The sequence below is a fragment of the Lyngbya sp. CCY1209 genome, from assembly GCF_035615495.1.
GTDB lineage: Bacteria > Cyanobacteriota > Cyanobacteriia > Cyanobacteriales > Microcoleaceae > Limnospira.
Genome location: NZ_JAJENU010000634.1, coordinates 1 through 13,546, shown reverse-complemented (window position 1 = coordinate 13,546; position 13,546 = coordinate 1). Strand labels below are relative to the sequence as shown.

Sequence of the window (13,546 nt, the reverse complement as noted above, 5' to 3'; positions counted from 1 at the left end):
TTTCCCCATCCGCAAACGTCAGAGTTCCGGAAGTGGCGGTGTAGTCAGAACCGGCGATCGCACTCTCATCGGAAGTGATATAATCAACGGTAACATCCCCCTGACTTCCCCCCGTCCGCTCCACGCTGACGGTTGCAGTCGCCGTATTTTCACTCACCTCCACATTTGCCAAGGCAAAATTAAAGACACCAAAATTGCTGACAATTTCATCGTTGTCGGTGATGTTGACTGTCTGCACGGACGGCGTTGCCAACGTGGCGCCACCCGTGGGATCGCTCAAAGTCAAATCGAAGCTTTCAATCCCTTCGATATCGGCATCGTCGATAATATCAACGGTAAAGGTTTTGCCGGTTTCTCCCGCCGCAAATGTCAGCGTCCCCGAAGTTTCCGTGTAATCGCCACCCGCGATCGCGGTATCGTCGGAAGTGGCATAATTCACCCCGATAATTCCCGCATTTCCGCCGCTCCGTTCCACCGTAACGGTGACGGTTCCCGCCGCTTCATCGACATCCACGGCATCCGTCGCGAACGCCAATTCGCCGGGGTTGGGAACGTCATCATCGGCGATCGTAAATGTCACCGTGTCAGCCGTTCCGAGGGTGGCGCCACCGGAGGGGTTGCGGAGAATCAAATCAAATTCTTCGCTATCTTCAACTTCATTATCGTCGAGAATTTCCACGTCAATGGTTTGGCTCATTTCCCCAGCCGCAAAGCTCAAACTTCCGATATTTTCGGTGTAGTCCGAACCGGCGATCGCACTCTCGTCGGAAGTGGTATAATCGACGGTAACGTTACCGTCGCTTCCCCCCGTGCGTTCCACGGTGACGGTGGCGTTGGCGGTACTTTCGTCGATGGCGATCGCCGCGACAGTAAACGCCAAAGTTCCGGCATCGCTGCCATTATCGTTATCTAAAATCGCCAAAGTTGCCGTGGAAATTGTCCCCAATTCCGCGTTTCCGGTGAGATTATCGAACAGCAGGTTGAGGGTTTCCGTGCCCTCCGCAAAATTGTCGTCAACGACGGGAATCTCGACGGTTTTGGTGGCGAGATCGCCGTCTGCAAATGTCACGGCGATCGGCGTGCTATTGTAATCCTGGGATGTCGCCGTATCGTCGGCGAAATTAATCTCGACACCGACTTCTCCTTCGCTGCTGCCGGTTCGGGTTACGGTGACTTGAGAAATGGCTGTCCCGTCTTCGAGAACTTCAAAATTAGCATTGCCAAATGCGATCGTACTGACTGCGGGTGTCGGCGTGGGTGTCGGCGTGGGTGTCGGCGTGGGTTCCGGCGTGGGTGTCGGAGTCGGTTCCGGTTCGGGTGTCGGAGTCGGAGTCGGAGTCGGAGTCGGAGTCGGCGTCGGCGTCGGTTCTTCGGGAGGGGAAACGATCGCATTCAAATCGTCGCTGTTGACATTTTTGAGAATTGCCAAAAACTCGTTGGTTCCGCGATCCTGAATGATGGTATCCGCCGAGTAAATCCCCGCTCCTTGATAAATATTTAATCCGTCGAAGCTGAGGGTATCGAGTAAGCCGATGGAATCCAAATTAATATCAAAGTCATCGACAATATCCGCTTCTTCGAGAGTGAAGCCTCCCATATTCCAGCCGATATAAAACCAGTCGCTACCGTCTCCCCCCGTCAGGGTATCCGCACCCCGATCGCCGAATAGGGTGTCATTTCCGAGGTCGCCGAACAGGCGATCATCCCCTTCCCCACCGGCGATGGTATCATTTTCTTTCCCTCCGTAAAGGGTATCATTTTCGGTATTTCCGAGCAGCGTATCCCGTCCACGATCGCCGAAGAGAATGTCCTCGCCGCGATCGCCAAATAACAGGTCGTCCTCCTTTCCGCCTCGCAGGGTGTCGCCGTCTTGTCCCCCGTATAAAATATCATTTCCCGTATTTCCTTGCAAGAAATCGCGGCCCTGATTTCCGCCCAAAATATCGTCCCCTCCCAGGCCGTAAGCCGTATCGTCACCCCCCAGCAAGAACAGGCGATCGGCGGCCTCCGTGGCGACGATTATATCCGGCTCTTCGCCCGGTTGGGGCGACGTTTGGGGGAGACTCAATGGGTCGAGATTAGCCGGGGATTCCGAAAAATTTTCCCGGGGATAAATTCCGTTCAATTCGGACTGGGGATCGAAGCCAAAGTCGAGGGTTTCAAAGTCAAAGCCTGTGGAACTCATAGGTGCAAGTTTCCCAATTGGAGTGGGCGAAATGAAACGGCGATCGCACTTAATTCAGTTTTCGAGTTGCACCCTATCGATCCGGAAAATTGTCAAAAGTATTATTAAATGGAACGGGTTTAATCGCCGTCAAAAATCGGAACCTACATCCGCTTTTTTATCCGTGTTAATACTGATTTTCAACGGTCAAACTGGAACGGAGGCGGCGACGGATTCGGGGAGCGATCGGTTCCCGGGACGGCGGCAGACCCGGGGATAGCCAGGGGGGATGAGTCGCTATACAATAGATCGGGATACCATCGCACCCTTTTTGATATGATGAGCAATACCCCCGCCCCCGTCGATGAAAATCCCTGGCAATCTCAACTCGATCGCTTCGTGGAGAACCACCAGCAGGAACTGGCGGCTTTGTCCTGGGGAATCCACCGGGAAGGGGGAAACGAAGATGGAACCCTGGGGATCGACCTGAAACAGACGCCCCGCTTCGTCTCCTGTCCGCGAGCGGCGATCGAAACTCTCAATCGCAACACCCAAAATAAATTACAGGAAATTCTGGGAATTATCGACGGCTACAAGCCGGAAGAAGAAGTCCTCATGGTCGGCATCGGATTGAATACCCTCAAATTGGTTTATTTTCAGCCGGAATTGACGCCGCCCGAATGTTTTGAGCGAATGAATGTAGATACAGATACCCTGCTCCGACAGTTGGAAGAAAAAATGGGTGGGGCGATCGCGATCTCAGAAACCGTTTGATTGTGCCGGAACCCGCCGGAATTCACCCAGTTGAAAGATCAATCCAATTTCCAATCCGGACACCATTTCGACACCGGTCCGGCGGGGTGAACGGCACAATTGATTCCATCTTGGCCGTGATAATAATAGCACAGTTGACAAGAATGAATCTGCTCCAATTCTTGCCGAAATTGTTGATATTGATGCCGAACCCCGTCCCGATACCGGCGGGCACGAAGATGGCGGGGATTGAGGACTAACGTCTGGTCGAGGGCTTTCATTGCCGCCTCGTAAAGCCTGAGAATTTGCAAGCCGTGGGTTTCCCGTTTTCCCGGAGAGTGCAAATAGATTTCGATCAGCTTTAAATTTAACAAAAAGTGCCGAAACCAGGCTGCGTCCGAATTGACTTTCGGCTTGGATCGGGCGTAAACGATGACCCACTTGATCGTTTCGAGGAGTTCTTGCGATCGCCACGGTTTGCTCACGTAGGCTTCGGCGTGTTTGATCCCTTCGTAAACCGCCAAATTCTGCTCTTTTCCCGTCAAAAAGATGACCGGAATATTTTGGGTTTCGGGGTTCGACTTGATCAGGCGACAGGCCCGATATCCGTCGAGTCGCGGCATCACCACGTCCAACAACACCACGTCGGGACAACTCCCCTGCAACTTCTCCAGTGCATCCATGCCGTCGCAAGCCGGGATGACATCCCAACCGCTCCAGGTGAGTTGCTGGGACAGGCATTCTCGCTGCGTGTGGGAGTCCTCGACCAGTAAGACAGTCCTCATGGCTTGAAATGGGTGCGGGTGGACGGGTCGGCGAGATAAAAATGGTGCGCCACGCCTCTCTCGGGCCCCCGGTCTGGGATATTCCCCAAGAGTTGACGTCAGAGCGCACCCAACTTCTCCGATTATCTCTACTGTACCCACTCCGACCGCATTTGCGATCGCCCCTTCCGTAATTTCCCGGAGATCTGCTTCTGGGTCAGTTGACATCCGAGGTGCGATCGGCCAGACTTTTTTTGACGTGAGAGTGCCGGTCGCCCAATGATATTTCTCCCGCAGTCGGGGCGCCAACCTCGCGCCCATCAGCTTGACACCCATTTTGTGCCGGTTCCGCCCACATCTCTCCTCGACTCCCCGAAGGCTGATGAGAGTCAATATTGCCATCGGGCAAACGTTGCACCCCGGCGGCTGCCACCCCAAGACGAGTGCCATTCCCCCCGCCCGTTTTTCTTCCACTTATTTCTTTGATAAAATAGCCAAGGAATCGACCAGTTCGCGATCGATTTTAGATTTAAAATCAAAAAGCTGATATGTCCGATCAGATACCATCCTTTACGGTCTTGATTACGACCTACAACCGCCTCGAATTGCTCGATCGCGCCATCAACTCCGCCCTGTTGCAAACCCTGCCGTGCGAAGTGGTCGTCGTGGATGACTGTTCGACCGACGACACCGAATCTTACATGAAGCGGCGGGTCGAAACGTTGCGGGAAAAAGATGATTTTCGATTGATTTACCATCGCAATGCCAGCAACCAAGGTCACTCCAAAAGTGTGAACGTGGGAGTTGAGATCGCCCGGGGAGACTGGATCAAATTTTTGGATGACGATGATTATTTGGCGGAGGATTGTTTGGAAACGATGCTCCGCGCCCTCGTCCAGTGTCCGAACGCCGTCATCTGTTCCGTCCGCTCCGCCAACGTCGATCTGGAGGGACAGGAACAGAGCTACACGCAACCGAGCGGCCCCAAACCGGCTTTTTACATCCCCCAGGAAGACATTCACTACGGTATGTTACTCGAACAAGTACCCTTCGGAACGCCGGTACAAGTCGCCGTCCAGCGGGAGGCATTTTTGCGATCGGGTGGTTGGAAAAGCAGTTTCGATGTCAATTTTGACGATATCGAATCTTGGGCGAATATTGCCCAATTCGGCGATGCCATTTTTATCCAGAAATGTTTGGCTTACCGGACGACTTGGCAGGGAGCCTACAACTACCGACTCTCTTTCCAAAAACGCTTGGAAACTCACATTCTCATCAAAACAAAAATTTACGAATTGGTGAGCGATCGCCACCGTAAAAAACTGCCCAAACTGTTGAGTGTCAACGCCTACCTGCAACTTTATTGGGGGTTGATCGCCTTCAAACGCCAGCGTCCCTTTGAGGCGCTAAATTTGCTCTTCCCGGCTTTATTTTCCCCGACGGCTTGGCGTCTGTTACGGGACGTTCTCGCCTTTCGTCGCCACCCCTATACAACCACCGATATCCGCAAAATTCCTCTGAATGATTTTTAAAACTGAAAGCCCCGGATTTACAGCTCGTCCCACTCCCGGGAAATTTGGGTTTGAGTGTTTTGTAAAGATTCAGTCAACCGCTCCCAGTTGATATTTCCGACGAGACTATCTCGAATCAACTCGCCGCCTTGGAGATGCCAAACTCGGGTGGCGAACTCGCGGGCAAAATCGGGACGGCGAGTCGCCACGATCGCCGCCGTTTCCTCTCCCCTAAATCGTGCTAAAATATCCCCCAGACATTTCTGTTGCGCCCGATCGAGGGCGGTTGTCGGTTCATCTAACAATACAATCCGGGGTTCGATCGCCAACCCCCGGGCGATCGCAATGATTTGCCGTTGAGAGGCGGACAGTTGCACCTCCGATCGCTCCAACCACTCCCCCGGTATTCCCAACCGTCCGCTCCAAATATTAACCCGTTGAGCAATTTCTTCGCTTCCCATTCCCCGCAATTTCAAAGGGTAGGCGATCGCGTCGCGCCCCGTCATTCCCAACAGTTTACTCTCCTGCAAAACGAGAGTCATTTCCCGCCGCAGCGCGATCGGATTCAGGGTTTTATAGTCGCGATCGTCGAAATAAATCGCCCCCGAACTCGGAGAATTGAGAAAATTTAACAACCGCAGCAAAGACGTTTTTCCCGCCCCAGAAGCCCCCACAACAGCGATGCGATCGCCCGCTCGCACCGCAGAAGAAATCTCCCGCAACAGCGGCGCGAGAACGATGGGAGATTGGAGACTCAAAGATTCGAGTCGCAGGATCGGAGGACAGGGCTGTTTCATTCTCAGTTAAAAACTGTCGGGAAAAACTAAAGTCAATTAATAATTATTAATTGTTAATTGTTAATTATTAATTGTTAATTGTTGGTGAGTGCCGTGGAAATCGTCCAGGCATCCACCAGCAGCAATAACACGGTACAGCCAAACAGGATCGCGTACATCCAGGGCTGGGAGAGGGGGCGGACATCGGAGGTATCAATCCCCGTTTTTTCCTGGACGATCGCCACCAATTTGGCAAATCCGGCGATCCGCATCGGGAGCAAATACCCTTCCCCGGACTCGGTGACGAAATAATACACCAGCCCCCCCTGTCCCGTGGTTCTCGGGCGCAGGGCCTTCACCTCTTCCCAGGGGACGGACCAGCCACGCCGGAACAGTCGCGGCACCCAGCGGGGATACGTCACCTCGATGGCGCGATCGCTCAAAATCACCCGTTCGCTCAACGCGCCATACAGCGCCAAACCCCCCAAACCGATTCCCACCCACAGCAGGCGGGGGGAGACGGGGGCGTCCGTGGCGGCAGCGAGGAAGGGCAGGGGAACCATGAGGGCGGCGTACAGGCTCAACAAAGTGACCCTGACGACGGGGGAAATGCGGAAGACGGCGCGTAAGGGTTCGGAGGATTCCATTGTGATTTTGACTCGGAGAAGGACAAAATTGCCGGGATCGGCATCCCGACACAATATCGGGCCGACAGAATGCTTCCATCAACCCGATCCATATTAAAATGATTTTTTGAAATTTCTAGTCCACGGAACTCAACGCCGGGGTCGTCACCGCTGTCGGCTTCCCTTGGCGTGCCAGGCGTCCCGTCACCCGTTCGTGATAGGCTTGCGCCGCGGCACTCGGATGGACGTCGGCGGCGGAAGGGGGATCTTGGTCAATTTGCAGGCGGGTGCAGGGGATCTTGTCGGACAAAATGGCGCTGGCCATTTTGCCGGTGTGGATTTCGAGCAGCGCTTCCGGCAGGGCCTCGAAGACGAGCCGCTGGCCCGGGAACACCACCCGCTCGAAGTACCAGTTGGCGACATTGCTGATGCGGGCGATCTGGATGTGGCTGGTCGCGTTTACATAACAGCACAGAATGCGGCCGGGGCTGTTAGAGGGTAGGGGATCAAGAATCTGAGCCATATTAAGGAGCGTTGCAATACAAGTTTGGTTATACTGCCAAACTAACACTTTGCGATCCCCATTGGCTGTAATCCCGACTACCAATCCTCGATCGGATGATAGACGGGCAACGTCAGTTTTCAGAAAAATACTCCGGCTCGATCCCAGAATCTATCTCAGCTCGCTGCTCCTCCCCGATCGCCGCGATCGCTCCACCCAGCTAGGGGATCGGCTGACACGCTCCGGCTCAGATGCGATCGGATTGAAACTGCTGATAAACGATTCTAAGATGAAAAAAGACAGCTATATTGTTAATTTATGTTAAGGAACCGTTAAATCGACAAATTTTGAAATCTTGCAGCTCACATCAGGATCGACTCCAATCGCCATCATGGACAACAAAATTCTTTACGTTCGCCTTCCCTGCAACCCCATCTTCCCCATCGGGGTGGTTTACCTGGCCGATCACGTCCACAAGCTGTTCCCCGATGTGGATCAGCGCATCTTCGACCTGGGGGCCGTGCCGCCCCTGGACTACCGCGAAGCCCTGAGCGCCTGTATCGACGACTTTCAACCGACGCTGCTGGTGTTCTCCTGGCGGGACATCCAAATTTACGCCCCCGTCGGCGGTCGGGGCGGGAACCCCCTGCAAAATGCCTTTGAATTTTACTACGCCAAAAACCCCCTGGTGAAATTGCGGGGTGCCGTGGGGGGCCTGCGGTTGGCCGCCTCCTACTACACCGAGCTCTGGCGCAATACCAATTTAATTAAACAGGGCTTGCAGCGGGCGCGGCGCTACCACCCCGAAGCCCGGACGATTGTCGGCGGCGGCGCCGTGAGCGTCTTTTACGAGCAACTGGGGCGCTCTCTCCCCCTGGGAACCATCGTTTCCGTGGGCGAAGGGGAAGCGCTGTTGGAAAAGGTGTTGCGGGGCCAGGATTTTGCCGACGAGCGCTGTTATGTGGTGGGACAAACCCAGCCACGCGATCGCATGATCCACGAAAAACCCGCCAACATCGAAAAAACCGCCTGCAATTACGACTACATCGATCGCATCTGGCCCGAGTTTGAATACTACCTGCAAGACCGGGATTTTTACATCGGCGTCCAGACCAAACGCGGCTGTCCCCACAACTGCTGTTACTGCGTCTACACCGTCATCGAGGGCAAACAAGTCCGCATCAACCCCGCCGAGGAAGTGGTGGCGGAAATGAAGCAACTCTACGATCGCGGCATCCGCAATTTCTGGTTTACCGATGCCCAATTCATCCCCGCCCGCCTGTTTATCAAGGACGCGGTGGAACTGCTGCAAAACATCCTCGATGCCGGCATGGATGACATCCACTGGGCCGCTTACATCCGGGCTGACAACCTCACCCCGGAACTGTGCGACCTGATGGCAAAAACGGGGATGAATTACTTTGAAATCGGCATCACCAGCGGCTCCCAAGAACTGGTCCGAAAAATGCGGATGGGTTATAACCTGCGGGTCGTTTTGGAAAATTGCCGGGATCTGAAAGCGGCGGGTTTCAACGATTTGGTGTCGGTGAATTATTCGTTTAACGTCATCGACGAAACCTTCGACACCATCCGCCAAACCATCGCCTATCACCGGGAGTTGGAGGCAATTTTTGGACGGGATAAAGTCGAACCCGCCATCTTCTTTATCGGGCTGCAACCCCACACCCATCTGGAAGAATACGCCTTCAAAAACAATATCCTCGATCGCGATTACGACCCGATGAGTTTGATGCCCTGGACGGCGCGAAAACTGCTGTGGAACCCGGAACCGCTGGGGTCGTTTTTCGGCGAGGTGTGTCTGGAAGCGTGGCAGCGAAACCCGAACGATTTCGGCCGGGAAGTGATGGACATCCTGGAAGAACGGTTGGGGCGATCGTCCCTTGAGGAGGCTTTGAATGCTCCCCTGGAGAGCGATCGGCCCCGGGAGAAAAAGTTAATTAACGCGAGTTAATTGGTCATCGAAGAAACCGGGTTTCTATCCGAATCTTTGGTACGCCAACCGAGTCGATCTCAAGAAACCCGGTTTCTAAAAGTCACTGCCTCCGAATTCACCCGCCTTGAAATCAATTTCAAGGCTCACAGCAAAAGTCCACTAAGCGTGGACTCGGCCGGTTTTTTCCCAATCATCGACCGATGATTTGAGCTCGTAGGGGCCCCCGGCTTGCGCCCCCATTACCCCTGGCTTGCGCCCTCGGGAATTGATTCCCAAGCGGTCTTGACATCCAACCCGTTTTGTTCCGGGCATTCAATCGGATTTGATACGATCGGGGCAGGCACGGAGGCACTGCCCCGATATCTATCAATTTTTCAATCCTCTTCTTCCGCTTCTCTTTCCGCCTCTCTCTCCGCCTCTTCCAACGCCTGAATTTGTTGCAATAATTCTTCCTCCTGTTCGTCGAAATCCTCCTCAGAAATATCGCCCATATCGTAGGCGAGTTGGAGGGCGAGGAGTCGTTTGTTGAGGTTGTCGCGATCGTCGAGTTCGGCTTCCGCCCGTTCTAACAGTTGTTCTCCGATCCAAACAATGCCATCAAGGGGGGCGGTGAGGGGGGAAAGTAATAAACGTAAAACCATTGGGTTTTCCTCCTAATTATCAATCGAGTTGGGCAAAATTAAATGGGGCGGTAAAATTGTTATAGCGAATTCGCAAACGTCCTTCAAAATGGCGATCGGCTTCCTCCACCTTTTCGCCGAATTTGGCTTCGGCATCCCACGGGATCAAATAGGCGGCGTTGAAAATCATCAAATTGGTCATCGCATCATTTTCAACCCAATCCAACGCCAGGGGATTCAACGTATCTTGGAAGACTTGAATGATACTATTTTTCCGATCCTCCATCGCCGCCTCTATGTCCTGCCCGATCGCGATCACGGCGTCCATACTCAGCGGCTTTCCCTCCAGGCGATCGCGCCGTTCTCGCAGTTCGTCATTTTCCGCCATCAACCTTTCCAATTCCACGGTTTCATCCCAAAACACCTTCACCCCGACTTCGCGATTTCCGGCGAGTTTTTCAAACAGTTGGTGCAGTTGTTCGTCGTGGGGTTCGATCAGTTGTTCCCGCACCGCTTCCCAGTCTTGAACAATCAACCCGAATTGCAGCGGCAATATCGTCCGAAATCCCTCCTGCATGAAATGTTCCAGAACCTTTTCATGTCCCACCAAATTGCGGCGGCTGGCCAGATAGCGCTCCTGTTGGGCGTCGGAATACAGGAAAATAAACGGGCCGATTTTGTGCGCCTGGACGGGCTGTTTGTCCAACCCTTGCAGGTGCAGGGGGTTGAGATGCGTTGCGGGTAAAATTCCATACAGATAAAGACCGTAACCCATGTTATATTAATTCCCAGCTCTGATCTCGATCATAAAGGTTTCGAGGTGAGTACCAACCTCAATTTAGCGTGAATGAGGTTGAGTTGAGCCAAACCCAAATCCAGGTCCCCTTCCACCACCACGCCGGTATTGAGGAGGCGATCGAGAAGTTCGAGCACGGAGGGGTTTTGGGACGTTTCCCCCGGATAGTAGCCGGATTTGGGCAGCAGGGAACCGAATTCCGAGAGTTCGATGTTGAGATCCGCCGGATCGATCTCGAAAATTTCGCACAGTTGCAATACTTGAGCTTCCAGTTGGCGGAGACTTTCGGCGGCGCGATCGAGTTCTTCGTCCGTGAGGGTGTCCGCCTCCATCCGCCGGATCACCTGGGCTTCCATCAACTGGCGGATCAGTTCGACGAGGGTGAGGACGAGGGGGGCTAAACCCGCATCCTTACCGGACGACTTGGGAACCAGGGCTGTTTCTTCGGGATTTGACACGGGGGATTCTCATCGCGGTTCGGCCTCAATTTCGATCCTAACAGATGAGAGCGATTTCCGAGTCGCCCCCAAACCCCCAATTCTGGGGGCTTTGAGTTGAATGCTATTGTTCATTTTCTCGCCCCCAAACCCCCAATTCTGGGGGCTTGGACTGGCCCCCAAACCCCCAATTCTGGGGGCTTTGAGTCGAACGCCATTGTTCATTCTCTCGCCCCCAAACCCCCAATTCTGGGGGCTTTGAGTCGAACGCCATTGTTCATTTTCTCGCCCCCAAACCCCCAATTCTGGGGGCTTTGAGTCGAATGCTATTTCACAATGCTATATTTTAAACGGAAAATACGCGATCGCCGGAAATCGTAATGAAATTTTTAACCCTTGAACGCGGACAGTTGGGAAGTTTGGTCGATGAGACGGTGGTGGATTTGGCCGAAGCCGGCCGACTTTTGGGCAAAAGTTTAGAAACGCCCACACTATTGGAATTGGTGGAAGCGGGGGGAGATGCCGCCCGAAAGGCTTGGGATTTGACGCAAGATGCGATCGCCCAAAAAATCGCCTGTTATCCCTATTCCGAAGTCAAAATTATCGCCCCGATCCCGCAACCGAAACGGAATATTTTCTGTCTGGGCAAGAACTATTTGGATCACGCCAAAGAAATGCTCGGCCGGGTGGACAAGGACGAAAAACTGCCCACCCAAATGATTATTTTCACCAAAACCACCACCAGCGTCATCGGCCCCGGAGATGACATCCCCAGCCACGGCGACCTGACATCCAAGTTGGATTACGAGGCGGAACTCGCCATTATTATCGGCAAACGGGGAATCAATATTTCCCCGGAAACGGCCTGGGATTACGTTTTCGGATATACCGCATTCAACGATATTTCGGCGCGGGATTTGCAGTCGGAACATCGCCAGTGGTTTCGCGGAAAAAGCCTGGACGGATTCGCTCCGATGGGTCCGGTTGTCGTCCACCGTTCCATCATGCCCGACCCGGAAAATATCGAGGTGTGTTCCCGAATCAACGGGGAAGAACGGCAGCGGGCGAAGTTTTCCCAGGTGATTTTCGACGTACCCGCCATTATTTCGACCCTCTCAAAAGGGATGACTTTATTACCCGGAGATATTATCGCGACGGGCACTCCGGCGGGGGTGGGAATGGGTTTTGATCCGCCCCGATTTTTGCGTCCGGGAGATGAAGCGATCGTCGAAGTGACGGGGGTGGGACAGTTGATCAACCGCGTGGTTTAATTGTAGGGGCGATTCGCGATCGCCCTCTCGGAATTTATGATAATCCCAATCTGCCCATCTCCCGCAGATTTTCAATCTTTATTCGGTATCAAGCAAACTTTGTGCCCTGCTAATCATTCGCGATACTTCCGGGTTGGCCTCGATACTGATGACTTCTATATCCGGGTGTTGAATCCTGAACACTCGAAAAACTTCATCCGCGAACGCCTGACCAATTGCTTCTACACCCGAAAAGTCAAACACTACTGTTTTGAATTTATCAATCCTTGCCAATAATCTCTTGGCTTGAGATCTGGATACCAGTTTTTCATCGCCATATTGTGCCAAACGCACGGGTACTACAGTTTTGGTAAAAGCGTAATCATCCCCCGAGAAAGTATCAAATATTTTGCTAACATTTCTCGATGTATTGTTGTTCAGCCTCATAAATACTAGCGTCCCAGATGAATGTTGTTGTGCTTCCAAAATCCAGTCTTCTACTTGATTAAATTTATGGGAAAAATAAACATTACCCGAGAGAATGGCAAATTCATCAAACATACGCGATGTGAAGAAAATACCCTCACCACTATGACGATCTGGATCGGTTGTCAGCTTGCCTTTTGCAAGTTCTAAAATGGCATGACGTTCATCAGATAAATTGATCTCTCTTTTGATTTTTTTGAAGATCCCTTCTCCATCATCAATAATGCTGATATCTGTATTGATTGCATCTCTTTGAAATTTGATAATTACAGACTGACCAGATGAATGGTCTATGGCATTATTCAACATCTCATTAAATCCATACAGCCAAATATCCCTGACGTTATCAGGTAAATCAGCGATCAATGCCCGAATATCAGAGTCCCAAACAATATCTTCTTTAAGATTTCCATCGATTGGATAAGACTGCATCCATTCGACCAGTGGATGCAAGCGATAGCTTCTGCTTCTGGTGGAACCTTCAACAACAATAGCTTGCTGTTTGACGAGCCGTTGAATATGCTTATTGACCGCTTGCCGAGTAATGCCAAATTCTTGAGCAGCTAGAGATGCAATATCATTCGGATGAGCTTCTACATTTTCTAAGATAAATTGGCGAATCTGTTCACCCCGTTTGCGGACTTTGATCATGATTTCCTTTACCCAACCAATATCAACCCTACGATCATCTATTGTCAACCCTGTGTGTTATATTGTCAACCTTGACGATTTGACGGTACAGCCAATAAAAGGGATGTGTCGGGGAAATGCGAGTTGGAGGGCGCAAGCCTTGCGCCCCTACGATTTATGTCAAATTTCATGAACCAGTCTTGACTTCTCCCCGGTCTAAAGACGCGGGGATTCTTAAGCAGTCCAAAACTGAACTCTTAAAGGCATAGTCAATGTG

General features: G+C 52.5%; 14 protein-coding genes. 5 read left to right on the top strand and 9 right to left on the bottom strand.

Annotated features, from left to right (window positions below):
• On the bottom strand, positions 1-2,185 hold a 2,185-nt coding region (locus tag LKE08_RS24205), incomplete at its 3' end, for a Calx-beta domain-containing protein (protein ID WP_324706841.1).
• A 315-nt stretch (positions 2,186-2,500) separates the two neighbouring features.
• On the opposite strand from LKE08_RS24205, the gene LKE08_RS24200 reads away from it, so the two are divergent.
• Positions 2,501-2,938 (top strand): hypothetical protein, encoded by a 438-nt coding sequence (locus LKE08_RS24200; RefSeq protein WP_324706840.1) that lies wholly within the window; start codon positions 2,501-2,503, stop codon positions 2,936-2,938.
• Positions 2,939-2,976: 38 nt separating this feature from the next.
• Here LKE08_RS24200 and LKE08_RS24195 read toward each other — a convergent pair whose 3' ends face one another.
• Complete coding sequence (locus tag LKE08_RS24195; RefSeq protein WP_324706839.1) at positions 2,977-3,702, bottom strand: response regulator; 726 nt, start codon at positions 3,700-3,702, stop codon at positions 2,977-2,979.
• 361 nt (positions 3,703-4,063) lie between these two features.
• On the opposite strand from LKE08_RS24195, the gene LKE08_RS24190 reads away from it, so the two are divergent.
• Both LKE08_RS24190 and LKE08_RS24185 read left to right on the top strand, forming a co-directional pair.
• Positions 4,064-4,228 carry a hypothetical protein gene (locus tag LKE08_RS24190; protein ID WP_324706838.1) on the top strand — a complete coding sequence of 55 codons (165 nt, stop codon included), beginning with the start codon at positions 4,064-4,066 and terminating at the stop codon, positions 4,226-4,228.
• Between the two features lies 1 nt (position 4,229).
• Complete coding sequence (locus LKE08_RS24185) at positions 4,230-5,213, top strand: glycosyltransferase family 2 protein (RefSeq protein ID WP_324706837.1); 984 nt, start codon at positions 4,230-4,232, stop codon at positions 5,211-5,213.
• A 17-nt stretch (positions 5,214-5,230) separates the two neighbouring features.
• Here LKE08_RS24185 and LKE08_RS24180 read toward each other — a convergent pair whose 3' ends face one another.
• The 3 genes from LKE08_RS24180 to LKE08_RS24170 form a co-directional block, all read right to left on the bottom strand.
• Positions 5,231-5,989, bottom strand: coding sequence for an ATP-binding cassette domain-containing protein (locus tag LKE08_RS24180; RefSeq protein WP_324706836.1), 759 nt, complete (start codon positions 5,987-5,989; stop codon positions 5,231-5,233).
• A gap of 74 nt (positions 5,990-6,063) precedes the next feature.
• On the bottom strand, positions 6,064-6,615 hold the full coding sequence (locus LKE08_RS24175) for a hypothetical protein (RefSeq protein WP_324706835.1): 552 nt from the start codon (positions 6,613-6,615) through the stop codon (positions 6,064-6,066).
• Between the two features lie 115 nt (positions 6,616-6,730).
• Positions 6,731-7,117, bottom strand: a complete 387-nt coding sequence (locus LKE08_RS24170) for a DUF1830 domain-containing protein (protein ID WP_324706834.1) — start codon at positions 7,115-7,117, stop codon at positions 6,731-6,733.
• A gap of 370 nt (positions 7,118-7,487) precedes the next feature.
• Between LKE08_RS24170 and LKE08_RS24165 the strand changes: the two genes are divergently transcribed.
• Positions 7,488-9,068 (top strand): photosystem II high light acclimation radical SAM protein, encoded by a 1,581-nt coding sequence (locus LKE08_RS24165; protein ID WP_324706833.1) that lies wholly within the window; start codon positions 7,488-7,490, stop codon positions 9,066-9,068.
• A gap of 356 nt (positions 9,069-9,424) precedes the next feature.
• Here the strand turns inward: LKE08_RS24165 and LKE08_RS24160 are convergent, their stop codons facing one another.
• The 3 genes from LKE08_RS24160 to LKE08_RS24150 are packed head-to-tail and all read right to left on the bottom strand — an operon-like array spanning position 9,425 to position 10,924.
• Entirely contained in the window at positions 9,425-9,691 is a 267-nt protein-coding gene (locus tag LKE08_RS24160) for a gas vesicle protein GvpG (RefSeq protein ID WP_324706832.1), read from the bottom strand.
• Between the two features lie 19 nt (positions 9,692-9,710).
• A complete protein-coding gene (locus LKE08_RS24155) occupies positions 9,711-10,445 on the bottom strand; it encodes a GvpL/GvpF family gas vesicle protein (protein ID WP_324706831.1) in 735 nt (244 codons plus the stop codon).
• Positions 10,446-10,474: 29 nt separating this feature from the next.
• Positions 10,475-10,924 (bottom strand): gas vesicle protein K, encoded by a 450-nt coding sequence (locus tag LKE08_RS24150; RefSeq protein WP_324706830.1) that lies wholly within the window; start codon positions 10,922-10,924, stop codon positions 10,475-10,477.
• Between the two features lie 359 nt (positions 10,925-11,283).
• On the opposite strand from LKE08_RS24150, the gene LKE08_RS24145 reads away from it, so the two are divergent.
• On the top strand, positions 11,284-12,174 hold the full coding sequence (locus LKE08_RS24145; protein WP_324706829.1) for a fumarylacetoacetate hydrolase family protein: 891 nt from the start codon (positions 11,284-11,286) through the stop codon (positions 12,172-12,174).
• 78 nt (positions 12,175-12,252) lie between these two features.
• On the opposite strand, the gene LKE08_RS24140 is transcribed toward LKE08_RS24145, so the two are convergent.
• Positions 12,253-13,290: an STAS-like domain-containing protein gene (locus tag LKE08_RS24140; RefSeq protein WP_324706828.1), complete on the bottom strand. Its 1,038-nt coding sequence runs from the start codon at positions 13,288-13,290 to the stop codon at positions 12,253-12,255.
• Positions 13,291-13,546 lie beyond the last annotated feature (256 nt).

What these genes read in the sequence shown, in the direction of transcription:
- LKE08_RS24200 (WP_324706840.1), top strand. Translation starts at nt 2,501, where the DNA reads ATGATGAGCAATACCCCCGCCCCCGTCGATGAAAATCCCTGGCAATCT.
- LKE08_RS24195 (WP_324706839.1), bottom strand. Translation starts at nt 3,702, where the DNA reads ATGAGGACTGTCTTACTGGTCGAGGACTCCCACACGCAGCGAGAATGC.
- LKE08_RS24190 (WP_324706838.1), top strand. Translation starts at nt 4,064, where the DNA reads ATGAGAGTCAATATTGCCATCGGGCAAACGTTGCACCCCGGCGGCTGC.
- LKE08_RS24185 (WP_324706837.1), top strand. Translation starts at nt 4,230, where the DNA reads ATGTCCGATCAGATACCATCCTTTACGGTCTTGATTACGACCTACAAC.
- LKE08_RS24180 (WP_324706836.1), bottom strand. Translation starts at nt 5,989, where the DNA reads ATGAAACAGCCCTGTCCTCCGATCCTGCGACTCGAATCTTTGAGTCTC.
- LKE08_RS24175 (WP_324706835.1), bottom strand. Translation starts at nt 6,615, where the DNA reads ATGGAATCCTCCGAACCCTTACGCGCCGTCTTCCGCATTTCCCCCGTC.
- LKE08_RS24170 (WP_324706834.1), bottom strand. Translation starts at nt 7,117, where the DNA reads ATGGCTCAGATTCTTGATCCCCTACCCTCTAACAGCCCCGGCCGCATT.
- LKE08_RS24165 (WP_324706833.1), top strand. Translation starts at nt 7,488, where the DNA reads ATGGACAACAAAATTCTTTACGTTCGCCTTCCCTGCAACCCCATCTTC.
- LKE08_RS24160 (WP_324706832.1), bottom strand. Translation starts at nt 9,691, where the DNA reads ATGGTTTTACGTTTATTACTTTCCCCCCTCACCGCCCCCCTTGATGGC.
- LKE08_RS24155 (WP_324706831.1), bottom strand. Translation starts at nt 10,445, where the DNA reads ATGGGTTACGGTCTTTATCTGTATGGAATTTTACCCGCAACGCATCTC.
- LKE08_RS24145 (WP_324706829.1), top strand. Translation starts at nt 11,284, where the DNA reads ATGAAATTTTTAACCCTTGAACGCGGACAGTTGGGAAGTTTGGTCGAT.
- LKE08_RS24140 (WP_324706828.1), bottom strand. Translation starts at nt 13,290, where the DNA reads ATGATCAAAGTCCGCAAACGGGGTGAACAGATTCGCCAATTTATCTTA.